This is a genomic window from Naasia sp. SYSU D00948 (assembly GCF_017916515.1).
GTDB lineage: Bacteria > Actinomycetota > Actinomycetes > Actinomycetales > Microbacteriaceae > Naasia.
This window is the reverse complement of sequence record NZ_JAFMTA010000001.1, coordinates 1,901,761-1,924,602: the sequence shown is the minus strand read 5'-3', so window position 1 is coordinate 1,924,602 and position 22,842 is coordinate 1,901,761. Positions and strand designations below refer to the sequence as shown.

The window sequence follows — 22,842 nt, the reverse complement described above, 5'->3', positions numbered from 1 at the left end:
ATCAACCCCGCGCCCCCGCTGACTGGGCAGTGGGGGGCGCGGTATGTTGTGAACCGAGGAGGCCCCCATGCGCAAGTACTTCCTGAACGGCGCGATTCTCAGCGCGGCCGTGAGCGCGATCAGCACGTACCGGACCGGCTCGTCGGGTCCGCGCGACTGGCGGTTCTACCTCAGCGTGGTGGCGTCCCTGCTGACGCTCGCCGTCGCGATGGGGACCGTGCACAAGGAGTCCAAGGAGATGGCCGAGGAGGGTCATGGATTTTGACAGGTTCGGGTGGGGTGTGAACTTCATCCAGGTTCTCTTCGTCGGATTCTCGATCCTGTTCTGGGTCGCGCTCATCGCGATCCTGGTGCTCCTCGTGCGCTTCCTGCTGGTCGCGACGAAGGCGGCGCAGATCTACCTGCGCCACAACGAGCCCCGGCCGCCGGCGCACGCGCCGGGCCCCGGCGGACCTTCGCCTGTGTCCGGTCCGGCCCCGGGTGCTCCGGCTCCCGGGAGCCCCGCTCCGTCCGGGCCCGCTCCGTCCGGTCCCGTCGGCTCCGGTCCCGTCGGCTCCGGTCCTGCGCCGTCCGGCCCTGCGCCCGCCGGTCCCGCCGGCTCCGCTCCCGTGGCCTCGGGTCCCGCCGGCTCCGCTCCTGTGGCCTCGGGCCCCGCCGGCTCCGCTCCCGCGACCGGCGGACGAGCGCCGTCCGCTGCGGCCCCGAGCGGCAGCCGCCCGAGCGCGACCGCCGCCCCGACTCCTTCCGGCGCCCCCGCCGCTCCCCCGGCTCCCGCCGCCGCACAGCAGGCGGCCCCGCCCCGGTCCGCTGCTTCCGGCGCCGCTGCGGGCCGGCGTCCCTCCTCGTCGCCCGCGGCCGCGGCGCCGACCGCGACCCCCGCCTCCGCTCCAGCACCGGCAGCGCCGACCGCGAGCGAGCCCAGCCGGCCGACGATCTCGACGCCGGACGCCCCCACGGTCGCGCTTCCCGTCCCCGCGGAGGAGGCTGCGCCGCACGAGGCGCCGACGGTTCCGCTGCAGAGCGGCGCCGTCCCCCTGGACAAGAACCAGTCGACGCCGAAGCGCGCGCCGCGCACGAGGAAGACCTCGTCGTGAGCAGGCGGGCGACGCCGACCGAGCGGGCGCTCCTGGTCCTCGCCGTCGCGGGTCTCGCCGCGACGGTGGCTCAGTCACTCCTGCTCGTCCGGCTCCTCGTCCGTCTCGCCCGCCCGGCCCAGCCGGCACCGGACGGCCCGCGGCGCTCGTCCTGGCACTCGGACGTCGGCGACATCGCCGCGGTGCCTCCGCAGGACCCGCATTCGCCCCCGACGGGTGCGATCCGCATCACCCACACGCCGCCGCGGTCCTCGCAGCCGCCGGAGCCCGCCGCGCTCGTCGGCTGACCCGGCACCTGCGCGCGGATCAGGAGCTTTCAGCCGCTCGACACCCGCCCGCACCTGCGCGGATCAGGACTTCCCTGCCACCTCGCGGCGTGTCGTCCTGATCCGCGTGCGAGAACGGCACCCGGCCCTGATCCGCGTGGAATCTCCTGATCCGCGCAGTTGCGGGATCCCGGGAGCCGGAGCCGGGGAGGGCTAGCGGGTCTCGCCGCGCAGGTCGTCCTCCGGGCCGCCGAGGAGCCGCTCGCTCGGGGTGAGAGCTTCGGTCTCGTCGACGGGACCGCCGGGGGGCACCGGCTCCGCCTGCGGCGTTCCGGGGGTCCCGGCCTCGCCGGCCGGGCTCTCCGTGAGCGGCCACTCCACGAGGTCGACCTCGACGACCGCCGCGGAGGGGTCCGCCGGGATGCGGAACGTGCGGATCTGGCTCGGCCCGAACTCCAGGTCCAGCGCGCGGCCCACCAGCGGGAGGTCCAGCGTCACTCGCGCCGGAGCACCCGTCGTCTCCACGGCGCGGACCACTACGTCCGCTCCCCCGGGCCCGTCCGACGGGTCCTCGCTGCCCTTGACGGCCGTCACCATCACCTGGCCGCCGCCGTCCGAGAGGAAGGAGAACGCGGACGGAAGCGCGCCGTCGTGGAAGGACTCCAGCTGCGCCCGGACCGGCTGGCCGAGCAGCGCCGCCATCCGGGCGGGCTGCGCGACCCGCCAGTCGCCGGTGTGCGGGACGAGCCGGTAGCCGAAACGCTGCACGCCCTGGTCCTGGTAGGCGTAGATGCTCTCGTCGGAGAGCAGCCGGGGGTCGTGCCAGGAGTACACCGGGCTGCGCACCGCGGTCACGCCGATGCTCGGGGTGCCGCCGTCCTGAGCGGGCGAGACGTCGTAGCCGTGCTTGTTGGTGGTCACCACCGTCAGCCCTGCCTGCCTGCCGCCCGAGGTGCCGGTGAGGTCGACCCAGGACTGGCCCGGCTCCTCCGCGCCGTCGACCGGCCGCTCGAGGCTCCCGTACGGGATCTCGTAGGTGCCCGCGGGGTCCTCGAGGGCCACCGGGAAGCGCAGCTTCATCAGGTGGGCGGGCTCCCGCCAGTCGAGCGTCGCCTGAACGGTCAGGTACGGGCTGTCGGCGTCCAGGAACAGCTCCTCGACGAGCGTGGACCGGCCCCACGAGCGCTCGATCCGGACCCGCGACCGGAGGGGCCCGGCCTCGCGGACGACGATCCGCTCGACCTTCATGGCAGCCCCTGGCCACGCGTAGCTGAGGACCCGGTGGCCCCACGTGTCGGTGGGGTCCTCGCAGATCTGGGTGTGGGTCGAGGGATCCGTGCCGCGGAGCACGTCGATGCCGCTGTCCTTGAGCAGGTAGGACGAGAGCCACCCCGTCTCCGGGTCGATCTCGATCCGCGCGTGCGCGTTCTCGAGCACGGTCTCGGTGACGGACAGCGCGGAGCCGTCGACGGGAGCCGGGTCGCCCGGGCGGAGCCGGTAGACCCGGTAGCCGAGGGCGGGGACGTCGGCGCGGAACACGAGCGCGCCCCGGCTCCGATCGTCGGTGGTCGCAGTGGACTGCGTCCGCTGCGACAGGACGGTGCGGCCGTCCTCGTCGACGACGTGCGCTCCGTTCGGCTTGGAGCCGAACTGCAGGTCGACGTCGGTCTCGACGTCCCAGGGGTGCGGGTTGAAGACCACGACCGGCTGGGTCGCCGGATCGACCGGGATGTCGATCTGCCGCGCGATCGTGTTGTGCGCGAGCGTCGTGATGCGCTTGGCGATCGACACGGCCTCGCCGAGCTGGTCGCGGGCGTCGTCGTACGAGGTCTCGATCGCCGAGCCGGGCAGGATGTCGTGGAACTGGTTGAAGAGCACCTGCTTCCAGGCCCGCTCCAGGTCCGTCCGCGGATACGGCACGCCCGCCTGCACGGCCGCGACGGCCGCCCAGCGCTCGGCCGTGAGGACCGCGTACTGCGCCCGCCGCTGCCACGCCTTGATGCCGGAGTGGGCGGAGTAGCAGCCGGGCGAGTGGTGCTGCAGGTCGTCGCGGCGGACCGGGAGGCTCGAGAGGAACCCGTCGCCCCGCGCGAGGACCTCGTCGAAGTAGCGGCGCGGGGAGGCCATCTGCATCCTTCCGAAGGAGCCCATCCGGTCGTACCGGTAGATGGACTCGATGTTGGCCTTGGTCGGTCCTCCACCGTGGTTGCCGACGCCGTAGAACACCATCGCGTCGCCGATGGTCCGGTCCAGGGCGCCGAGCGACTTGTCGGTCTGCCCGTCCACAGCCCCCGGGGGGCTCCCGTACTCGAAGGGGATGCGGTAGCCGAGGACGCGGCTGCCGTCCGGCGCCTGCCACCAGAAGAGCGTCTCCTCGAGGACGCTCTCGTGGGGTCCGGGCCGGAGGAACATGTAGGAGTCCATGCGGTGGCCGCGCAGGATCTGCGGGATCATCGCGTTGTGCCCGAACGGGTCCACGTTCATCCCGACGGTGGCGTGCCGGCCGAAGCGGGACTGCAGGTACCGCTGGCCGTACAGGCCCTGGCGGGCGAAGGACTCGCCCATCGGCATGTTGCAGTCGGGCTCGACCCACCAGCCGCCCGCGTTGACCCAGCGGCCCTCCGCCACGCGCTCCGTGATGCGGGCGAACAGCTCGGGATCCTGCTCCTCGACCCAGCTCAGGAGGACGATCTGGTCGCACGTGAAGACGAAGTCCGGGTACTCGTCCATCCGGTCGATGACCGACCGGAAGGTCGCCCGCGCCTCCTGGTAGCCCTCCTGCCACGGCCACAGCCACACCGGGTCCAGGTGCGCATTGCCGATCATGTAGAGGGTGCGGTCCGGCGTCGACAGGGGTCGAGGCTGCGGCGCCATGTCCCGGGGCTGCGGCCCCGCGGGCGCGTTCGCGATCGGGGCCCGGGCGGCCGCGTCGTGCGCGGCCGTGTCCGCGCTCGTCAGCGGCGCTCCGCCGTGAGGGCGAGCGCCTGCCGGGGCGCTCACTCTCCCGCCGCCCAGGCGTCGACGATCTCGCTGATGACGTGGAGCATGAAGGTGTGCATCTCCTGGATCCGGGGGGTTGCCGTGGAGGGGACGATCAGCGCGTGGTCCGCGAAGTCCTTCGCCGGGCCGCCGTCGCCGCCGCCGAACAGGACGGTGGTCGCGCCCCGCTGCTTCGCCGCCTCGAGCGCGGCGACCACGCTCGGTGACCGCCCACTCGTGGTGAACCCCGCGACCATGTCGCCGGGACGCGCCAGCGCGGTGACCTGTCGCGAGAAGGCGTCGTCGTAGGAGTAGTCGTTGGCGATGCAGGTCATCACCGTGGGATCGGTGGTCAGGGTGACCGCGGCGAGCGGCCGGCGCTCGCGCTTGTAGCGGCCGATGAGCTCCCCCGTGAGGTGCTGGGCATCGGCCGCGCTCCCGCCGTTGCCGAAGGTGTACAGCACGCGGTCGCTCTCGTAGACCCGCACGAGGGTCTCGCCCACCTCCCGCACGGTGGGCAGGAGCTCCGCGACGGCGCGCGCGGTGGCGACGTGGTCGCCGAGCTGTTCGTTCATCCAGTCCGGGACCGGGGCGTCAGACATGCAGATCCGTAAGGGTCGAGGGGACGGTGGACGGCGCCACCCGGTCGAGAGCGACGGCGCCGGCGCCGACGACGCCCACCATGTCGCCGAGCTGGGCGAGCTCGATGCGGACCGCCGCAGCGGCCGGGGGCATCGCCTGCGCGAGGACCTGCTCGCGGAGCGGGTCGAGCAGCAGCGCCCCGGAGCGGGTCACGCCGCCGCCGAGCACGACGAGGTCGGGCTCCAGGATGTTGACGAGATCGGTCACCGCGACGGCGAGCAGCTCGATCGTCTCGTTCCAGATCTCGCGCGCCACCTCGTCGCCGTCGCGGGCGGCGGCCGCCACGTCCTCGGCCCGGATGACGGACAGCGCGGACAGGACGCTGGTGCGGCCGGTGCCGTCGAGAGCGGCGACGGCCTCCGTGGCCCGGGCGGCGATCGCCGTGCCCGAGCAGTACGCCTCGAGGGTGCCGGCCCGGTTCCCGAAGCCCGGACGACCGCCCGGGCGGACGGCGATGTGGCCGTACTCGCCGCCGTTGCCGGCGGCCCCGCGGTGCAGCCGGCCGTCGATGACGGCGCCGCCGCCGACGCCCGTCGAGATGGTGAGGTAGACCATCGTGCTCGTGCCCCGGCCGGCTCCGAACCGGTACTCGCCGTACGCCGCCGCTGTCGCGTCGTTGTCGAGCACGACGGGGACGCGGAACTCGGCGGCGGCGAGGTCCACGATCGGGACGTCGATCCAGCCGGGCAGGTGCAGCGGACCGAGGAGGACCCCGGTCACGGCGTCCAGCGGGCCGCCGCAGGAGATGCCGGCGGCGGCGATGTCCTCACCGGGTCCCAGGACGCCCTCCGCTCGCGCGATGCGGACGGCCTCCCGGCCGAGAGCGAACAGCCGCGGGATCGTCACCTTGTGGCCGTCCTCGCGGCGCGTCGGCTCGGCGAGGAACCCCGACACGCGACCGTCCGGCGTGACGACACCCACGGCGAGCTTGGTGCCGCCGATGTCCAGGCCGAGGACAGCGTGCCTCGCTGCTTCCATGCAGTCCTCCGTACTCGGAACCTATGGCATCGTTCCCACAAATATACGAGCGCAACGGGCGCAGAAGCAACCGACCCGCCCCCGGGACGTGTTTCAGCCGACGGGCAGGTCGCGCTCCTGGCCGACCGGCGCCGCCGCCGTCGATCCGCGGATCCTGAGTGTGGCCGAGAGGACGATCGTGCGAGTCCCGGCGGCGGGGTCGGCGATGCGCTCGAACAGCGTCTGGACGGCCGCCCGTCCCATCGCCGCGGCGTCCTGGGCGACAGCTGTGACGCCGGGCGTGACCATGCTCATCCAGGGCGCGTCGTCGAAGGCGGCGAGGCTCAGCTCGTCCGGGATACGGAGCCCGAGCTCGGTCGCGGCCCGCCACGCCCCCTCCGCGAGCACGTTGTTCGCGGCGAAGATCGCCGTCGGGCGGTCGGCGGAGGCCAGCAGGTCGCGCGCCGCCTCCTTCGCCGCCTCGACGTCCCATCCAGCCGGCACCACCAGGCCGCGGTCGTGGGAGATGCCCGCCGCGCCCAGGGCGTCGAGATAGCCCTCACGCCGCTCGCGGCCGGTCGTCCAGTCGTCCTCGTCGATGAGCAGCGCGATCCTGCGGTGGCCGAGCTCCGCGAGGTGCCTCGTGATCGCCCGGGCCGATCCCCGGTTGTCCACGACCACCGCGTCGCACGCGCCGTCGCTGAACCGCCGGTCGACCTCGATGACCGGGATCCTCTGCCGCAGGAGGAAGCTTGTGGCGGCGGCGGAGATCGGCGTCGCGACGACGCCCGCCACCCGGAGCGCGACGAACGCCTCCGCCGCGGCGACCTCGTCCTCGGCCTCGCCCTGGTCGTCGATCAGCATCGTGGTGTAGCCGAGGCGAGTCGCCTGCCGGCTCGCTCCGGCGGCAAGGTGGGCGTAGAACTCGTTGCGCAGGTCCGAGACGAGGACTCCGATGGACTTCGTCGACTGCTGCTTCAGGCTCCGCGCCATCGCGTCCACGACGTACCCGAGGTCGGCGGCGGCCTGACGGACCCGCTGCTTGACGCTCTCGGCGACGTAGCCGTTGCCCGTCAGCGCCCGGGACGCGGTCGACCGCGATACGCCCGCCGCCTCGGCGACCTCCTTGATGGTCGCGCGGCGGGCGGGCGGCACGAGATCCGCGCTGCCGTGCCGCATCTCGGGGCCTCTATTCCACGTCCACGATCGCCTCGGCGTGCTGCCCGAGGCGGAGTGGCCCAATTGTGACATCTACCGCCACCCGCGCGCGCCTGCGGATTTCGGGTCCCGCCGCGAGCCGGAGCGGGAGCTCGCGCTCCTCGCCCTCGTCGAGCAGGATCGGCGCCGGCGCCTCCAGCACGGCCCAGCCGCCGGGCACGACGGGACGGACCACGGCCTCGGCGGGCTCGCGGTGCGGGTTGCGCACCGTGACCGTCATCGTGAGCTCCCCGCGGGGCGCCACGCGCGCCCGGTAGGGCACGATCCGCGCCAGCACCCCGTCCGCGCCGAGGTCGAGCTCGTCGAGCGGCAGGAGGGCCTCGTGCATCTCGACGAGGTCGTCGCCCGCGTAGCCGAGGTACTCGAGATACCCGGGCTCCACCCACCGGGGCGGCCAGTGGCCGGTCGCGAACAGCCCGGGGCGCACGCGCTTGTAGAGGCGCGCGCTCTTCCGATAGTCCTCGATGCGGAACCGGTTCCGGTACTGGTAGTTGAGGATCTCGTGGCGCTCGCCGGGGATGCCGAGGTTCTCCTGCTGGTCGCCGGTGAACATCACCCGCACGCCGTCGACCTCGAGCTCGTACGCCGCCTGGAACAGGGTGTGACCCGGCTGGTCGTGGGGCGTGATCGTGTACTCGTTCCACCGGAAGGGCTCGCCCAGCTTCAGGACGCGGTCGGACCGGATCGGCTCGAACCACTGGCAGGGCAGGTCGTACTTCCAGGGGTCGTCGAGGATCGGCGCGACGTTCTCGGGCGTCCAGATCTCCGTGCCCTCGACCTCGCGCAGCAGCGGCAGCCCCGCGACGTGGTCGTCGTGGTAGTGCGTGGGCAGCGCCACGGAGATCCGCCGGACCCCGAAGTCCCGCTTGAGCGCGGGCAGCGAGGCGAGCCAGGGCCGGCGCGCGGCGCGGTCGGTGCCCGTCGGGAGACCTGTCGTCATGTCGTAGCCGTAGTCGATGACGAGCGCCTCCCCGGTGCGGGAGAGCAGCACGTAGGAGTAGGCGAGCGCCGACGCGTTGTAGAGGAGGTGGTCGGTGAGCGGCTGGAAGGGATGGCGGAGGCGCTGCTCGAGGTCCCAGTGGTGCCAGCGGCGCGAATCCACGAGGTACTGCATCCGGTCGGCGAGGAGCCGCAGGGCGTGCTCGGGATCGTCCATGGGCGAGCCGTGCGAGGGCAGGAGCAGGTCCAGGCGCTCGTCCCGCAGCAGGTGCGACGTGAGCACGACCATCGCCGGGCCCTCGTGCGCGGTGTACGACCACTGCGTCGCGGCCAGGGACCACACCTTGCCCGGCGCGTAGATGAAGTCGCCGGTGAACGCGATGCGCCGGCCGTCCCGCTCGAGCAGGTAGGAGACCGAGCCGATGGTGTGCCCGGGCGTCGGGATGACCCGGAGCCGCACTCCGCCGTACTCCCCCGCCCGGTACTCCGGCACGGTCGACGCGACCGGGACGGGCTCGAGGAGCGAGAAGCGGTCCTGGCGCACGTTGTAGTCGTTGTCGAGCTGCCGCGTGCGCCAGAGCTCGTCGACCGCGGCGAACAGGTCGACCTCGACCGGCGGGACGTGGATGGGGATCCCGAGCTCGACGGCGCGCGGCAGTCCCTGTCCCTGGTCGCGGTGGTGGTGGGTCATGAGGACGTCCGTGATCCTCGTGATCCCCATCTCCCCGAGGAGGTCGAGCACGGCGCCCGATCCGAAGTCGACGGCCACGCCGGTCCGCTCGCCGGGCCCCTCGCTCGCGATGACGTAGACGTTGCAGGTGTCGCGCACGCGATAGACGCCCCGCGCCACCTCCTCCACGACGGACCCCGCCCTCGGACGCTCCAGCTCCTCGATCACGTCGGGCACGTCGCTCATCTCTCCCCGGGCCCCCTTGCGGCGATGCGCTCGCGGTACTCCCGCCAGGTGTCGGCGACGACCTCGAGGTGCTCGGTCCGGATCGGCTCGCCCGACCGGTCGATCGCCTCGGCGTAGTAGAGCGCGGGCACCCCCAGCCGGTGCTGCACGCGCGCGTAGCGGAGCCACTCGTCCCGGTTCGGCATCGGCCACTGGTCCGTGTCGACGAGGTGCCCCGGAAGGGTCCGCCGCGCGATGGCGTGCCGCACGGCGACCTGGTCGGCGACGGGCGTGAGCCGTCCCGACACGTCGTAGCGCAGCACGTCGTTGAGGCGGACCATGTCGCTCACGTCCCCGAAGGACGGATGGATGGCGTGGGTCACGACGAGGGCGTCCGGCTTGGCCGCCTTCGCGGCCCGGTACAGCGTCTCCAGCAGGCGGTGCAGCGCCGTGACGCCCCAGACGCCGGGCGTGCCGGTGAGGGTGCGGCCGGACGGGGTGCGCTGCGTGAAGTCGATCTTGAATCCGTCGGCGTCGAGGCCCGCGGGACCGAGCAGCTCGCCGACGATGCGCTCCAGGCGGGCGAGGTACGCCGCGTTGCCGGGGTCGACGGCGACAGCGCGGCCCGTCCGGTCGCGGACGCACTCCTCGGCGGGAAGGCCGCTCGGGTCCCACGCCTTCCACCAGAGGAGCACCTTGCGGCCCTCCGCGTGGCGGGCGGCGATCCACCCCTTGAGGTCCGGCCAGTGCTCGAGGTCCGGCGTGGCCGTGCCGTACTCCGCCTGCCAGCGGTCGTCGATCACGATGGTGCCGGGCTCGAGATCGTTCGCGCGGAGGATCCGGAGGAAGTCGTCGTAGGCGCTCTCGCGGGCCAGCTGCGGGGCGAGGAGCACGACCGTCGCCTCCTCGACCGGGGTCTCGGGCCCGGTCGGAGCCGTCGGGTCGGGGGTGCCGTGCAGGGCGTGGGCGCTCCGGGCGCACTGCGCGCCCCAGCCGCAGAACATCGGCTCGGCCCACCACCCCGGTCCGCTCGCAGGGAGACCGGGCGCGAACCCCGCGTCGACGAGGTCCGCGCGGTGGTCGTCGAGGACCGCCCACGCATCGGCGGCGGGACGGAGCACGAGCGTCGGCGACGTCCACCCGCCCTCGACCGGTGTGTGGCCCTCGTAGGCCAGACGGAGCCAGAACCCCGCGTCGAGGGGCTCGTAGCGCAGGGTGGTGAAGGTGAGGTCCTCGACGGGCGCGCGCACCGAGAGGCCCAGCCAGCCTCCGCCCGGCACGTCGGTCGGCCCGTCGGCGTCGCGGCGGCCGAGGCCGAGCGCGAGCGGCGGCGGCGAGAAGATGCCGTGGAGCCGGCCCGGATCCGCATCCCCGACCACGCCGAGCGACGCCGCCGCACGTGCCGGGCGCACGAACGCGACGGGCTCGGTCGGCACCGGCACGAAGACGCTGCGGAAGCCGATCGCCGACCGGAACTCGCCGGATGCCCCGCTCGCGAGCACGCCGCGCCCGCCGAAGAGCGTCACGTCGTCGAGCGCGCCGGAGCCGCGGACGGCGACCGACAGCTCGATCGTCTCGGGCGTGCAGCGCAGCCGCACCTCCCTCGTGTCCCACGCGCTGGAGCGAGCGGGCACCACGAGCGTCACGGCGTCGTCGCTCCGGTCGCGGAGCTCCACTGCGCCGAGCCCGAGGGTCTCATCCGGCTCGCCGATCCGATCGGCCGACGCGAGGAGGCTGATGTCCGTCCAGTTGTTCCCGTCCTCGGAGAGGAGCACGGCGTACGGGGACCGGTTCACCCACTCGGCGCCGAGGGGCAGGTTCAGCGAATACCAGCGCCCCGAGACGGTGAGCCACCGTCCGTGCTCGGCGATGCGCAGCCCTTCTTCGACCGGTTCGAGAGGCGGTGAGGGCTCGAAGCGGGACGGCACCGGGAGAGGGTCGAGCGCGGCAGGATCCACCGTTGCGACGCTGGCCGGAGGCATGCCGGAAGCCTAACTGGTATCGTTCCCACGTGGGTACTTCAGCGCCCCCGCCTGCGCTCTCCGACCAGTCCTCGGCCCTCGACTCCCTCTCCCCCGTCCCCGTGTCCGCGCGGATCGACGCGGGTTCCGCGCTCCGCATAGGAGCGGTGCAGGAGGCTTCGCATCGTGGACATCCGGCGTGGAGCGCCCTCGCCGACCTCGACCCCGACGGGCTGCGCTCGGAGGGCTATGCCCTCCGCATCCGCGCAGCCGGGAACGGGGGCGAGGCTCTCCTGGCCGCGGCCGACGAGGAGGGGCTCTTCCGGGCTCGCACGACCCTCGCCGCCCTGCGCGCCGCCTCCGCCACGCTGCCGCCCCTGTCCATCCGCGACGAGCCGGCGCTGCCCTGGCGCGGCACCATCGAGGGCTTCTACGGGGAGCCGTGGAGCCACGCGGACCGGCTCGAGCACCTCCGGTTCTGCGCCCGCAACAAGCTGAACAGCTTCGCGTACGCCCCGAAGGACGACCCCTACCACCGCGAGCGCTGGCGCGAGCCGTATCCGGATGTCGACCTGGCCCGGCTCGCGGAGCTCGTCCGTGCGGCGGAGGAGAGCCGCGTGCGCTTCACCTACACGATCGCCCCCGGACTCTCGATGGTCTACTCGTCCCCCGTCGAGCGGGACCTGCTGTTCGCGAAGGCCGAGCAGCTGTGGAGCATCGGCGTCCGATCCTTCGCCCTGCTCTTCGACGACATCCCGGCGGAGCTGCAGCATCAGGAGGACCGCGAGGTGTTCGGCGGCGGAGACGGGGCGTCCGGCGCCGCCCACGGCCGCGTGTGCGCCGAGTTCCAGGACCGGTTCCTCGCCCCTCGAGGCGGGGATCGGCTGGTCATGGTGCCCACCGAGTACGCCGGGCTGGAGCAGTCGCCCTACCGGTCGCGGCTCGCGGAGACCCTGCCCGCCGACGCGCTCGTCTGGTGGACGGGATCGGACGTCGTCGTGGGCTCGATCACACGGGAGGAGGTCGACGCTGCAGCGGCGGCGTTCGACCGGGATCTGCTGCTCTGGGACAACTTCCCCGTCAACGACTTCGACGCCGCCCGACTGTTCCTCGGTCCGCTGCTCGGCCGGCCGAAGGACCTCGAGGGGTCGCGCCTCGTCGGCGTCAGCGCCAATCCGATGATCCAGGCGTCGGCCTCCCAGTTCGCGCTCGCGACGGTCGCGGACTGGGCATGGAACCCGTCCGCGTACGACCCCGAGCAGTCGGCGGCGCGAGCGGTGCGTGCGGTGGCGGGCTCGCTGGCCTCCGCGCTCCGTCCTCTGCTCGCCGTGACGAGCGCGTGGCCGCCCAGCCTGGACCGGGCTCCGCACCTGTCCGCCGCCATCCCGGCTGCGCTGGAGGGGGACCACGCCGCACTGACGCGGCTCGAGGAGGCGCTTGCCGAGCTCGCGGCACTGCCCGCCGCGGTCGAGGACCAGCACGGCCCGCTGCTCGACGAGCTGCGACCGTGGCTGGAGGCCGCGGGACGGGAGGCGGCGATCGCCCTGGCGGCCACCGAGCTCCTCGCCGAGGGTCGTCCGGTCGGCGGCGAGCGCCGGGCGCGCCTGCTCGCCGACCTGGACGCGGTCGCGGGCGCCCCCCACGACGTCCTCCGCGCGACGCTCGTGGAGTACGCGCGCAGCGTCCTCGCCCGCCTCGCCTGACGCACGGCCCGCCTCGTTGACCGGGATCGGCAACGCGGGCGACGAACGGCAACCGTGCACTGCTGCCGTTCGTCGCCCCGGTTGCCGTTCCATGCTCGGCGGGAGCCGTCAGAGCGCGAGGATCTGACCGGCCGACGCGAGCCGGTCGCGCAGCGCGGGCACGTCGACGTCCTGGACGTCTCCGCCGGAATCCGCGGCCATGGCGGCCGCGAGCCCGGCGGCGTGGCCCAGCATCTGGTACTGCGGCTCCATGCGGACCGACGAGAAGGCGACGTGGGACGCCGAGACGCAGACCGGCACGAGCAGGTTGCGGCAGTCCTCGCGGCGAGGCGTGATGCTGCGGTACGGGATGCCGTACGGGGGCACCGGGACCGACAGGTAGCCCTCGGTGACCACCATGCCGATCGGCCGCGGGTGCTCGTACACCCACCGCCACGTGCGCTGCACCTCGCGGATGTCCAGGTGGTACGAGCCGAGCGCGACCGTGTCGCCGGGGATGCGCCCCTCCACGAGGTCGTGCTCGGTCAGCACGTGCTCGCCGCGCATCCTCCGCGCCTCGCGGACGTAGAGCTGGTGAGGAAGGTGCTCCGTGTCGGCGAACTCGTCCGCGGGCAGCCCCCAACGGGACAGCTCCGTCCTGATGTGCGGAGGCACGGCAGGGTCGGTGGACAGGAACCACAGGAAGTCGACCGCGTGGTGCAGGTGGTGCAGTCGCAGCTCCTCGCGGCGCTCCGGCCCGGCGAGCGGGTACTCCCAGGCGGATCCGTCGAGGACGCTGAGCGAGAAGGGACCGAGCGAGTTCGCGTCGCACTTGCCGCCGGGGAGGTTCTGTTCCAGGCCGATCATCCGGCCGGCAGGCGGCGCCCCGCCCCCGCGCCCCCAGTGGCGGAAGAGTCGCCGCCCGAGCTCCCAGTACGCCTCGTCGTATCCGTCGCGGCGCTCGATCGGGATCCGGTCCTCGGCCGTGGTGAGGCACAGGCGGTATCCGTAGGACATGACGCCTCCGTCGCCGGCGCCGACGCGAGCCAGAGGCCCGGGCTTGAGCTGCGGCAGCAGGGGTCCCTCCTCGAGCCCCGACTCGTCGCCGGCGAACGGTGAGATCCAGGGGGGAAAGGCGTGCATCCCGGGGACGACCTCCTGCCGCCCCGCGAACCGCTCGCCGTGCAGGTCGGCATGCTCCCGCCCGACCGAGGCCGGGACGCCGGCGAGGGCGAGCAGGTCCCCCTCGTAGGTCGCGTCGATGTAGACACCCGCCGCGAATCGCTCGCCGGCGCCGGTCGTCACCGATTCGATCCTGCCGGACGCGGTCTCAGCGGAGGCGATGCGCGCGTCGAACACCACATCGACCCCGGCCCGCTCCAGCCACTCGCGGAAGATCTGCTCGGCGACGTGCGGCTCCGGCCCGGCGTAGGCGCCCGGCGCGACGCCGTAGTGCCGGGCGATGGCATCTCGGAAGCGCGCCGCCATCCCGGCGAGGACGCGCAGGTCGCCGACGTCCGTGTAGCCGAGGCCGCCCGACGTCATCCCGCCGAGGTGGCGGCCCGGCTCGAGCAGCAGGACGCTGCTGCCCGCCTCGGCCGCGGCGACCGCCGCGCACACGCCGGCCGACGTCGCGCCGTAGACGAGGACGTCGGTCTCCCCTGCCCTTCGGGCTGCCGGAGGAGGTTCGTCGTGGATGGCGCGGGACACGGGAGCTCCTCCGTTGAAGCGGGGCCGCCCGGAACGGCAAGCCGACGGCTCGCCCCGGGCCGCCAGGCGCGGTCGACAGGTGAGAACGTACCCACACCGGCGCGCGCGGATCAACCGGCGAGGCGGCATGCCCTGGTCCCTACGCGCGGACGCCCATCGGTCAGCGAGCGTGCGCGTCCTCCGCCTCCCGCGTGGACAGCGTCGAGATGGGCCCCGTGAACTGACTGGCGCGCTGCACCGACCCGGCGTCGTCGCCCGCGAAGAGCGACCGGTCCTCGGACGTGTCGCTGCCGCCACGACCGCGGAAGCGGGCGCCGGACTCCGCCTCGACCAGCTGCACGCGGTTGCGCGGGATCGACTGGGGGCTCCGCTCCTGCAGCCATCCCACCAGCTCCTCGCGGAGGTAGCAGCGGAGATCGAAGAGGGTCGGGGCGTCGACCGCGGTGACCAGGATGCGCACGCGGACGAGCCCGCCCACGGCGTCGGTCACCTGCAGCACGGCCACCCGGCCGTCCCACAGATTCGTGCGCTCGAGCACACGGTGCATCTCGTCGCGCATCTCCGCGGGGCTCACCCGCCAGTCGAGGTCGAACTCGACCGCGCCGAGCAGTTCCGACGTGCTGCGCGTCCAGTTCTCGAACGGGGTGGCGGTGAAGTAGGTCGACGGCAGCATGAGGCGGCGGTCGTCCCAGAGGTGCACGACGACGTAGGTGAGCGTGATCTCCTCGATCCGACCCCACTCCTTCTCCACCACCACGACATCGTCGACGCGGATCAGGCCGCTGAAGGCGATCTGCATGCCCGCGAACACGTTCGAGAGCGCGGACTGTGCGGCGAGACCCGCGATGATCGAGACGAGACCGGCGGACGCGAGAACGCTGGCGCCCGCGGCCTGCGCCTCCGGGAAGGTCAGCAGGATCGCCGCGCCGGCCACGATGATCGTGAGCACGATCGCGAGTCGCCGCAGGATGAGCACCTGCGTGCGCACCTGGCGAGCCCAGCGATTGTCCGCGATGTCGGTGCGGTAGCGCGCCAGCGCGAGGTCGACGACGAGGATCAGGACGCGGCACACCGCCCATGCTGCCGTCGCGATCGTGGCGATCAGGAAGCCGTGGGTCACCGCGTCGACGCCGGGACTGGCGCGCGGCAGCGCGAGCTCGACTGCCACCCAGATCGCGACCAGCACGGCCAGCACGCGAAGCGGACGCCGGAGCGCGGCCACGTCCTGCTCCGGCCAGGACCGCCGGCGGGAGACCCAGCGAAGCCCGGCGCCCGCGGCGGCCGTGAGCGCCAGCGCGGCGGTCACCGCGAGCAGGAGGTAGACGGAGGAGCGGGCGATGGCGTTGCCGAGCAGGGGCTCGAGAAGATCGGACGGCGTCAAGAGAGGAACCTCACGGAAGTTGCTGTGGCGGGGAAGCAGACGACGCTGTCCGGAGCGTTCCTTCCAGGGTCGCACATCCTTCCCGGGGGCACGCCGGGCCTGGCGACCGCAGGAGGTCCGGAATAGCGTGGGAGACCGCGACCACCGAGGAGGACTCGAATGAGCGGAACAGCCGACGACCCCTTCGACCCGGTGCCCGTCGAGGACAAGGTCGAGGAGTACCAGATCGCCCCGGAGGTCGCGGAGCCCGATGAGGAGCGGCCTATCGCGGAGCCCGTCGCCGATCCGGAGGCGCCGCTCGACTCCCGTGAGGAGCTGCTCGACGAGGACTGGGACTCGCCGCTCGCGCAGGAGCGCCCGGAGGGCGAGTAGCGCCCGATTTAGCCCCGCGAGCAGGGACTGTCAACCCTGGCTGGTAGGAGCCTGGGCGGTTGCCGACCCCACGAGGGACCGGCGTAGCGTGGGGATCACCCAGCCCGCAGCCGAAAGGAAGCCCATGGCTCAGGTCATCGAAAGCGTTGATGTCGACGTCCCCGTCAGCACCGCGTACAACCAGTGGACGCAGTTCGAGTCGTTCCCGAAGTTCCTGCACTACGTGCAGGAGATCACCCAGATCGACGACACGCACAACCACTGGCGGGTGAAGATCGGCGGAGTCGAGCGGGAGTTCGACACCGTCATCACCGAGCAGCACCCGGACGAGCGTGTCGCCTGGAACGCCATCGGCGGCAAGGACGAGCACGCCGGCGTCGTCACCTTCCACAAGCTGAGCGACACCACGTCGCGCGTCACGGTCCAGCTCGACTGGAAGCCTGAAGGCTTCGTCGAGAAGGTCGGCGATGCACTCGGCTTCGACGAGCGCGCGATCAAGAACGACCTCAAGAACTTCAAGGAGTTCATCGAGAGCCGCGGCGTCGAGGAAGGCGGATGGCGCGGAGACGTTCCGCGCTGACGCGCCTCCAGAGTCCCCGGAGCGCCCGGGTCCCCCTGCGGGACCCGGGCGTTTCTTCGTTCCGGGGGGCCTTCGCCACGCTCATCGCCGCGGTCCTCAACAGTGAGGACATACCGGTCTGTACTACGGGTACAAGCGCACGAGTCAACTGCGTCGACGCCGGGGCACAAGCCCGCCATATGGAGGACAAGGTTGTCCTCCAACGGTCGATAACCGATTTGATCAGGGAATTCAGTTCGTCAGGCGGCTGGCGCGTAACCCCTTCTAGTGCCACCCAGACTGGGATATGTGCCCCTCTTGTCCCCCCTAGTGCGGACACGGCAGTCTCTTCTCGGGGGACAAAAGCCCTGAGGGACCAGCAAGGTCCTGATGGCCGTCCACTTACCAAGACCCGGCGCAAGCCGCCAGCCACCCGTAACGAAGGAAGCCATCATGAACAAGCTCGTCAAGGGCTCCATCGCCGGCGCCGCCGGCATCGCTCTTCTCCTCGGAGGAGCAGGCACGTTCGCTCTCTGGAACACCAGCGACAGCCTCACCGCTCCCTCGATCACCGCAGGTCACCTGACCCTCACCGCAAACAACAACGGTGTCTGGAAGACGCTGGCCGGTGACACCATCACGCCGAGCACCTACCGCATCATCCCAGGCACCACGCTCGTCTACACGCAGACGCTCTCGATCGACGCAGTCGGCGACGGCCTCAAGGCCAATCTCACGCACACCGGGCTCGCTGCCGCCGGCCCGCTCGCCGACTACACGACTGAGACGCTCGAGGTGACCTCGTCTACCGCCACTGTGGACGGCAGCACCCTCAAGTTCACGTCGGGCCTTTCGACCGTCAACGTGAAGCTCACGGTGGTCTTCCCGAGCACCGTGACGGGCACCCAGGGACAGGGCTCCACGCTCGACCTCAGCCAGATCACCTTCACGCTCGCTCAGACCCCCTAATTGGGGAGCCTGCCCCGACCCCTGGTCGGGGCAGGCTTTTGTGTGGAAACGACCGTCTGCCTAGGGGGGAGGACGCCAGATGAATCCGATCGCTGCCATGCGCGCGCTTCGCGCTCGGCGCCCTGCCCGGGTCGTCGCCGCCGGCCGAAAGGCGCGGGTGCCTCTGCGCGCTTCCGCCGCTGCCGCAGGCGTGCTCACCTTGGCCCTCAGCACCGCCGGGGGAACCACTGCTCTGTGGACCGGCTCCGTTGACACGACGAAGCCGCCCTCCATTACCTCCGGATTCCTCGACGTCACCCTCACCGGCTTCACCGGCCTCACTCACACGTACTCGAGCGACGCGCTGGACACGACCAGCTGGGTGCGGGTCGCCAACGCGGGCGACGTGTCCGCGAGGTACACCGCCTCGGTGACCCTCAGCCCCACGAGCTCTGCACCCCTCGCCAGCGCCACTCAGGTGACACGGTGGGTGGTCGCCTCCTCGAACGACTGCACACCCACCAGCGCGCCGAGCTCGGCCACGACTTCGACGTGGAGCTCCGTCCCCGTCCTCAACGGCACCGTCGCCGCCGGCGGAAGCGCCACCTGGTGCTTCCGCACGCGCATCCCGTCGACGAGCCTGATCACCACCGCCGCCGTCGCTCCGACCTTCACGCTCACCTCCACCGGGCTGAACGGCGGATGGGCGAGAACCGTCACGGCCTCGGCCACTCAGAACGTCATCGCCGACCGCGCGAGCGGCAACGACTACACCGACGCCGTTCGGGCGGACGGCGCGGACCACTACTGGCGTCTCGGCGAGACGAGCGGCGCAATCCTCTACGACTGGGTCGGCACCGCGGACGCGTATGCCGGATCCGGCCTCGCTCGCGGCCAGGCCGGCGCACTCGTCGACGATCCCAACAAGGCGACGGACTTCTCGGGCGACGCGGCCGGAACCGCCGGCACACGGGTGGCCGAGACTCCGGACAACACCCTCGCCGTCGAGGCGTGGATCAAGACCACCACGACGACCGGCGGCAAGATCGTGGGATTCGGAAGCAGCAGCACCGGTTCGTCCAGTACCACGGGGCGTCACCTCTACATGGACACCACCGGACGCGTCCACTTCGGTGTCAACTCGGGGGGTCAGCGCGTCGTCAGCAGCCCTGCCGCACTGAACGACGGGTCATGGCACCACCTGGTGGGACAGCTCGGGCCGAGCGGACTCGAGCTCTTCGTCGACGGCACGCGCGTCGCCTCCAACGCGGGCGTGACCACGGCACAGATCTACTCGGGCTACTGGCGGATCGGTAGCGACACGTCCTGGGCCGGCGACAGCTGGTTCGACGGGACCGTCGACGACGTCGCCACCTACGCGAACCCGCTTCACCGCGACGCCGTGAAGAACCACTGGAACCTCTCCGGCCGCGGGGCTTACCCCGTCGGCGTCGGGGACCCCTACGGCGCTGCCGTCTACGACGACTCCCCCACCCTCTTCTGGCGACTGGGCGAGTCCGGCGAGACGACCGCTGTCGACTCGGGTCGGGGCGGACACAACGGAACCTACTCCGGCGGCGTGACCAAGGGCGCCTCCGGCGCCGTGCCGTCGACGCGCAACACCGCGGCATCGTTCAACGGCGCGGACGGCCTCGTGAGCTCGGCCCAGGCCACCGCCGCACCCACCGTCTACTCGGTCGAGCTGTGGTTCAAGACGACGTCGACGCGCGGAGGAAAGCTGATCGGCTTCGGCGACAGCGCGACCGGCTCGTCCGTCAAATACGACCGTCACCTCTACCTGTCGAACGACGGCCGCATCAACTTCGGGGTGTGGTCGGACGGGGCCCATACGGCCACGTCGACGCAGTCCTACAACAACGGTCAGTGGCACCACGCCGTGGCGACCCAGGGCAGCGACGGGATCGCGGTCTACGTCGACGGTCAGCTTGTGGCCACCAACCCCGTCACATCCGCCGAGGCCGGCACCGGCTTCTGGCGCGTCGGGGGCGACGACATCGGCTTCTGGCCGAACTACCCGAGCAGCGGCTACGTCGCGGCCGCGATCGACGAGGTCGCCGTCTACTCGACGGCGCTCACCCCGGTTCAGATCAAGCGCCACTGGTCGATCGTCAGCACCGCACCCGCCGCCTACTTCACGACGACGATCAACGGCCTGCAGACCGCTCACGACGCGTCCGCGTCGAGCGACTACAGGGGCACGATCACGTCCTACTCCTGGAACTGGGGCAACGGGGACAAGAGCAGCGGCGTCGCGCCCACCCACGTGTACAAGGCGACAGGCACCTACACGATCGTGCTGACGGTGACGGACAACTCGGGTCGCACGGACACCTGGACGCGCGTGGTGTCGGTGCGCGACATCACGCCGCCCAGCACCCCGGGAACCCCCTCCGTCGACGTAAACGACGGCTCGTCCATCGCGCTCAGCTGGGCGGCGTCGAGCGACGACGTCGGAGTCGTGGCGTACGACGTGTATCGCGACAACGTGCTGATCGGATCGTCGGGCAACCGCTTCTACACCGACATGAGCTTCACCCTCGGCTCGACCTACGTCTACCGAGTGGTGGCGCGCGACGCCACCGGCAACGTGTCTGCCTCATCCGCGGAGACCACCGTGGTCGTGCCTCCTGTAGCCGCCAACACCTGGTACCGGATCTCGACTGCGGACGGCAGCCGATGCGCCGCGGTCAGCAGCGGGCTCAAGCTCCTGACCTGCGGGACGAGCAGCATGCAGAACGAGACGTTCCGCTTCCAGGCCACCTCCGACGGCTACTACCGGATCATCGTCCGCACGGCAGGCGAGTGGTCCGTGGCGGGAAGCAGTCTCCTCGACGGCGCACTGGTCGAGCTCCGCGACTGGAGCGGCGGCGGCAACCAGCAGTGGAAGCCGGTCCCGCTGCGCGACGGCACCTACACCTTCACCGCGCGCCACAGCGGCATGTGCCTCGACTCGCGCGCCGCCAGCGGCGTGGATCTGCAGCAGTGGACCTGCCTCCCCGGCGAGCCCGGCCAGCTGTTCCGGCTGGCGAAGTCGTGAGCGCCGTCGGAAGACTCGGCGGCGCGGCCCTCGCCCTGCTCGTCATGCTGGTGGCGGTCCCGGCTTCGCCCGCCGCGGCTGCGGACGAGGAGCACCGGCTGCTGCTCAGCCTCGACGGCCGCAGCTTCGCGCAGGCTCTCGCCGTCCCCCTCTTTCCCCCCGGTCAGCTGCTCGTCCCCGGCACGTCCCTCGACGCCACCGTCTGGGCGCGCAACGACTCCCCGCATGTCGCGGTCCTCACCGTCCGGCTCGCGTCCGTCAGCGCGAGCTCCGGAGCGCTCGTCGATTCCCTGCAGCTCGGCGCGCGCGCCGGCGAACACGCCGGAACCCTCGCCCTGCAGGCCGCGGACACGTGCGCTCTGGTGCTGTCCGGCACGGTGCTCGAGCCGGGCGGCGTCGAGGCGATCGACCTGACTCTCGGGATGACCGAGAGCGCAGCGGAGGACGCCCAGGGTGAGGAGTTGAGCATGCAGCTCGCATTCGTGCTCAGCGAGGCTGTGGCAGGGGCACCGCCCGCGGACTGCGGCCGGGGCACCCTGATCGACCTCGTCGGAAGCGCTCCCGTCACCCCGGCCGAGGAGCCGACCTCGGCCGCCGGCCCCGGGGACGCGAACAGCGCCGGGATCACCGCCGTCGCCGGCGACGGATCGGCGGACACGACCGATGGGACGGCGACGAGCCAGGCCACGCCCCCTGCCACCGACCTTCCCGGCGGTTCTGCTCCCGTATCCGGCATCCTCGCCGCGTCCGTCGCGGCAGTGCTCGTCCCCCTCCTCCTACTCAAGCGAAAGCGCAAGGTCGATGACCGATAGACGCGACATCGTCGGCTCCCTCCGGACGGGACTGGCCTGGGGCCTCCTGGCGCTCGTCGCCGCGCTGGCTCTCGTCAGCGTCGGCGTGCCCGCCCTGACCGGTGCCACGCCCCTCGCTGTCCTGACGGGCTCGATGTCGCCGACCCTTCCGACGGGGACGCTGGTCGTCGTGAGGCCCGTGCCGATGGAGCAGATTCAGCTGGGCGACATCGTGACGTATCAGATCGTTCCCGGGGATCCCGCCGTCGTCTCGCACCGCGTCGTCGAGGTGCACTCGGTCTCGGACGGCACCTTCGAGTTCATCACCCAGGGCGACGACAACACCGCGCCCGATCCGGCTCCCGTCCGCCAGGAACAGGTGAAGGGCGTCGTCTGGTACAGCATCCCTCTCCTCGGCTGGGTCAGCATCGCCGTGGGAAGCCACGGCGCCTGGCTCGCTCCTCTCGCCGGCGTCGCCCTGCTCGCCTACGCGTCCGTGCTGATCGGCAGCGGCGTGCTCGCGCGCAGCCGGCGGACCGGTGCCGCCTCGGCCGCTCTGCCAGACTGAGGAGGACCGGCCCGGAGGGAGCACTCGTGCCTCCCCGCCTCGTGCCCGAACCGCCGGCGATCAGCGCCAGGGCGATCGGACTCGTCGCTCTCGGCGGAGCAGCCGGCACGACGGCGCGATACCTTCTCACCGAGCTGCTGCCGACGCCCGGCGCCGCGGTCGTCACCCTCCTCATCAACGTGACCGGGGCCTTCCTCCTGGGGCTCCTCGTCGAGGTGCTCGGACGACTGCCCGCCGCGCCCAGCGGGGCGGAAGCCCTCCGGCTTCTCCTCGGCACCGGGCTCCTCGGAGGATTCACGACCTACAGCGCCCTCGCCCTGGAGACGGTCGCGGCGGATTCCGTTGCGACGTCCCTGCTGTACTCGACGGCGACCCTCGTGCTCGGCCTCGCCGCGGCCGCAGCCGGCATGGCATCCGCACGGAGGCCGCGCTGATGCTCACGGTTCTGGTCGTCGGCGTCGCTGGAGCACTGGGCGCGGTCGGCCGGTTCGTGCTCGACACCGCACTCCGTGCCCTGCTGCCCGTGCGCTATCCGATCGGCACTCTGGTGGTGAACGTCAGCGGCTCTCTCCTGCTCGGCCTCCTCGCCGGACTCGCCGCTGGAGGCGCCGTCCCCGAGTCCTGGCGCGACGTCGCGGGAGCGGGATTCCTGGGCGGATTCACGACGTTCAGCACAGCCGCCGTGGAGGCAGTCCGGCTCGCCCATCTGCGGCGGTTTCCGGCGGCCGCGCTGGCCTCGGTGGGGATGCTGCTCCTGTGCGCGGCGGCCGCCGCGGCAGGACTGCTGACGGGCCGCCTGCTCACCGGAGGCGGTTAGGGCGC

Annotated in this window: 20 protein-coding genes; 12 read left to right on the top strand and 8 right to left on the bottom strand. The window is 72.1% G+C overall.

From position 1 onward, the window contains the following. Positions 1 to 67 precede the first annotated feature (67 nt). Genes J3P30_RS09035 through J3P30_RS09025 form a run of 3 tightly spaced genes read left to right on the top strand, consistent with a single transcriptional unit; the run spans position 68 to position 1,381 of the window. Positions 68 to 265: a hypothetical protein gene (locus tag J3P30_RS09035; RefSeq protein WP_210480716.1), complete on the top strand. Its 198-nt coding sequence runs from the start codon at positions 68 to 70 to the stop codon at positions 263 to 265. Then, positions 255 to 1,094, top strand: coding sequence for a hypothetical protein (locus J3P30_RS09030; protein WP_210480715.1), 840 nt, complete (start codon positions 255 to 257; stop codon positions 1,092 to 1,094). Before J3P30_RS09035 ends, J3P30_RS09030 begins: the two co-directional genes overlap by 11 nt. After that, the gene (locus J3P30_RS09025; protein ID WP_210480714.1) at positions 1,091 to 1,381 is read left to right on the top strand and encodes a hypothetical protein; all 291 of its coding nucleotides are present in this window, start codon (positions 1,091 to 1,093) and stop codon (positions 1,379 to 1,381) included. Before J3P30_RS09030 ends, J3P30_RS09025 begins: the two co-directional genes overlap by 4 nt. Before the next feature lie 192 nt (positions 1,382 to 1,573). Here J3P30_RS09025 and J3P30_RS09020 read toward each other — a convergent pair whose 3' ends face one another. The 6 genes from J3P30_RS09020 to J3P30_RS08995 all read right to left on the bottom strand — a co-directional run bounded on the left by J3P30_RS09020 (position 1,574) and on the right by J3P30_RS08995 (position 10,972). Beyond that, positions 1,574 to 4,360 carry a glycoside hydrolase family 38 C-terminal domain-containing protein gene (locus J3P30_RS09020; protein WP_307807450.1) on the bottom strand — a complete coding sequence of 929 codons (2,787 nt, stop codon included), beginning with the start codon at positions 4,358 to 4,360 and terminating at the stop codon, positions 1,574 to 1,576. After that, the gene (locus tag J3P30_RS09015; protein WP_246852743.1) at positions 4,357 to 4,941 is read right to left on the bottom strand and encodes an SIS domain-containing protein; all 585 of its coding nucleotides are present in this window, start codon (positions 4,939 to 4,941) and stop codon (positions 4,357 to 4,359) included. Before J3P30_RS09015 ends, J3P30_RS09020 begins: the two co-directional genes overlap by 4 nt. Continuing rightward, a complete protein-coding gene (locus J3P30_RS09010; RefSeq protein WP_210480713.1) occupies positions 4,934 to 5,959 on the bottom strand; it encodes an ROK family protein in 1,026 nt (341 codons plus the stop codon). Before J3P30_RS09010 ends, J3P30_RS09015 begins: the two co-directional genes overlap by 8 nt. A gap of 93 nt (positions 5,960 to 6,052) precedes the next feature. Further along, positions 6,053 to 7,117, bottom strand: coding sequence for a LacI family DNA-binding transcriptional regulator (locus tag J3P30_RS09005; RefSeq protein ID WP_210480712.1), 1,065 nt, complete (start codon positions 7,115 to 7,117; stop codon positions 6,053 to 6,055). Positions 7,118 to 7,127: 10 nt separating this feature from the next. Further along, positions 7,128 to 9,011 (bottom strand): MBL fold metallo-hydrolase, encoded by a 1,884-nt coding sequence (locus J3P30_RS09000; protein WP_210480711.1) that lies wholly within the window; start codon positions 9,009 to 9,011, stop codon positions 7,128 to 7,130. Beyond that, entirely contained in the window at positions 9,008 to 10,972 is a 1,965-nt protein-coding gene (locus J3P30_RS08995) for a hypothetical protein (protein WP_210480710.1), read from the bottom strand. The genes J3P30_RS09000 and J3P30_RS08995 overlap by 4 nt, the downstream gene beginning before the upstream one ends. 29 nt (positions 10,973 to 11,001) lie before the next feature. Between J3P30_RS08995 and J3P30_RS08990 the strand changes: the two genes are divergently transcribed. Continuing rightward, complete coding sequence (locus tag J3P30_RS08990) at positions 11,002 to 12,654, top strand: protein O-GlcNAcase (RefSeq protein ID WP_210480709.1); 1,653 nt, start codon at positions 11,002 to 11,004, stop codon at positions 12,652 to 12,654. Between the two features lie 108 nt (positions 12,655 to 12,762). On the opposite strand, the gene J3P30_RS08985 is transcribed toward J3P30_RS08990, so the two are convergent. Further along, complete coding sequence (locus J3P30_RS08985; protein ID WP_307807449.1) at positions 12,763 to 14,343, bottom strand: FAD-dependent oxidoreductase; 1,581 nt, start codon at positions 14,341 to 14,343, stop codon at positions 12,763 to 12,765. A 160-nt stretch (positions 14,344 to 14,503) separates the two neighbouring features. Then, positions 14,504 to 15,724, bottom strand: coding sequence for a mechanosensitive ion channel family protein (locus J3P30_RS08980; protein ID WP_246852741.1), 1,221 nt, complete (start codon positions 15,722 to 15,724; stop codon positions 14,504 to 14,506). Positions 15,725 to 15,883: 159 nt separating this feature from the next. On the opposite strand from J3P30_RS08980, the gene J3P30_RS08975 reads away from it, so the two are divergent. The 8 genes from J3P30_RS08975 (at position 15,884) to J3P30_RS08940 (ending at position 22,837) form a co-directional block, all read left to right on the top strand. Further along, positions 15,884 to 16,096, top strand: a complete 213-nt coding sequence (locus J3P30_RS08975) for a hypothetical protein (RefSeq protein WP_210480707.1) — start codon at positions 15,884 to 15,886, stop codon at positions 16,094 to 16,096. Positions 16,097 to 16,220: 124 nt separating this feature from the next. After that, a complete protein-coding gene (locus J3P30_RS08970) occupies positions 16,221 to 16,676 on the top strand; it encodes an SRPBCC family protein (RefSeq protein WP_210480706.1) in 456 nt (151 codons plus the stop codon). Positions 16,677 to 17,108: 432 nt separating this feature from the next. Further along, positions 17,109 to 17,624 carry an alternate-type signal peptide domain-containing protein gene (locus J3P30_RS08965; RefSeq protein WP_210480705.1) on the top strand — a complete coding sequence of 172 codons (516 nt, stop codon included), beginning with the start codon at positions 17,109 to 17,111 and terminating at the stop codon, positions 17,622 to 17,624. Positions 17,625 to 17,703: 79 nt separating this feature from the next. Continuing rightward, positions 17,704 to 20,661 (top strand): LamG-like jellyroll fold domain-containing protein, encoded by a 2,958-nt coding sequence (locus J3P30_RS08960; protein ID WP_210480704.1) that lies wholly within the window; start codon positions 17,704 to 17,706, stop codon positions 20,659 to 20,661. Next, positions 20,658 to 21,473, top strand: coding sequence for a hypothetical protein (locus J3P30_RS08955; RefSeq protein ID WP_210480703.1), 816 nt, complete (start codon positions 20,658 to 20,660; stop codon positions 21,471 to 21,473). The genes J3P30_RS08960 and J3P30_RS08955 overlap by 4 nt, the downstream gene beginning before the upstream one ends. Then, positions 21,463 to 22,020, top strand: a complete 558-nt coding sequence (locus J3P30_RS08950) for a signal peptidase I (protein WP_210480702.1) — start codon at positions 21,463 to 21,465, stop codon at positions 22,018 to 22,020. Before J3P30_RS08955 ends, J3P30_RS08950 begins: the two co-directional genes overlap by 11 nt. Before the next feature lie 26 nt (positions 22,021 to 22,046). Next, positions 22,047 to 22,454, top strand: coding sequence for a CrcB family protein (locus J3P30_RS08945; RefSeq protein WP_307807448.1), 408 nt, complete (start codon positions 22,047 to 22,049; stop codon positions 22,452 to 22,454). Further along, a complete protein-coding gene (locus J3P30_RS08940; protein WP_210480701.1) occupies positions 22,454 to 22,837 on the top strand; it encodes a CrcB family protein in 384 nt (127 codons plus the stop codon). Before J3P30_RS08945 ends, J3P30_RS08940 begins: the two co-directional genes overlap by 1 nt. Positions 22,838 to 22,842: the final 5 nt, after the last annotated feature.

What these genes read in the sequence shown, in the direction of transcription:
- J3P30_RS09035 (WP_210480716.1), top strand. Translation starts at nt 68, where the DNA reads ATGCGCAAGTACTTCCTGAACGGCGCGATTCTCAGCGCGGCCGTGAGC.
- J3P30_RS09030 (WP_210480715.1), top strand. Translation starts at nt 255, where the DNA reads ATGGATTTTGACAGGTTCGGGTGGGGTGTGAACTTCATCCAGGTTCTC.
- J3P30_RS09015 (WP_246852743.1), bottom strand. Translation starts at nt 4,941, where the DNA reads ATGTCTGACGCCCCGGTCCCGGACTGGATGAACGAACAGCTCGGCGAC.
- J3P30_RS09010 (WP_210480713.1), bottom strand. Translation starts at nt 5,959, where the DNA reads ATGGAAGCAGCGAGGCACGCTGTCCTCGGCCTGGACATCGGCGGCACC.
- J3P30_RS09005 (WP_210480712.1), bottom strand. Translation starts at nt 7,117, where the DNA reads ATGCGGCACGGCAGCGCGGATCTCGTGCCGCCCGCCCGCCGCGCGACC.
- J3P30_RS09000 (WP_210480711.1), bottom strand. Translation starts at nt 9,011, where the DNA reads ATGAGCGACGTGCCCGACGTGATCGAGGAGCTGGAGCGTCCGAGGGCG.
- J3P30_RS08995 (WP_210480710.1), bottom strand. Translation starts at nt 10,972, where the DNA reads ATGCCTCCGGCCAGCGTCGCAACGGTGGATCCTGCCGCGCTCGACCCT.
- J3P30_RS08975 (WP_210480707.1), top strand. Translation starts at nt 15,884, where the DNA reads ATGAGCGGAACAGCCGACGACCCCTTCGACCCGGTGCCCGTCGAGGAC.
- J3P30_RS08970 (WP_210480706.1), top strand. Translation starts at nt 16,221, where the DNA reads ATGGCTCAGGTCATCGAAAGCGTTGATGTCGACGTCCCCGTCAGCACC.
- J3P30_RS08965 (WP_210480705.1), top strand. Translation starts at nt 17,109, where the DNA reads ATGAACAAGCTCGTCAAGGGCTCCATCGCCGGCGCCGCCGGCATCGCT.
- J3P30_RS08960 (WP_210480704.1), top strand. Translation starts at nt 17,704, where the DNA reads ATGAATCCGATCGCTGCCATGCGCGCGCTTCGCGCTCGGCGCCCTGCC.
- J3P30_RS08950 (WP_210480702.1), top strand. Translation starts at nt 21,463, where the DNA reads ATGACCGATAGACGCGACATCGTCGGCTCCCTCCGGACGGGACTGGCC.
- J3P30_RS08940 (WP_210480701.1), top strand. Translation starts at nt 22,454, where the DNA reads ATGCTCACGGTTCTGGTCGTCGGCGTCGCTGGAGCACTGGGCGCGGTC.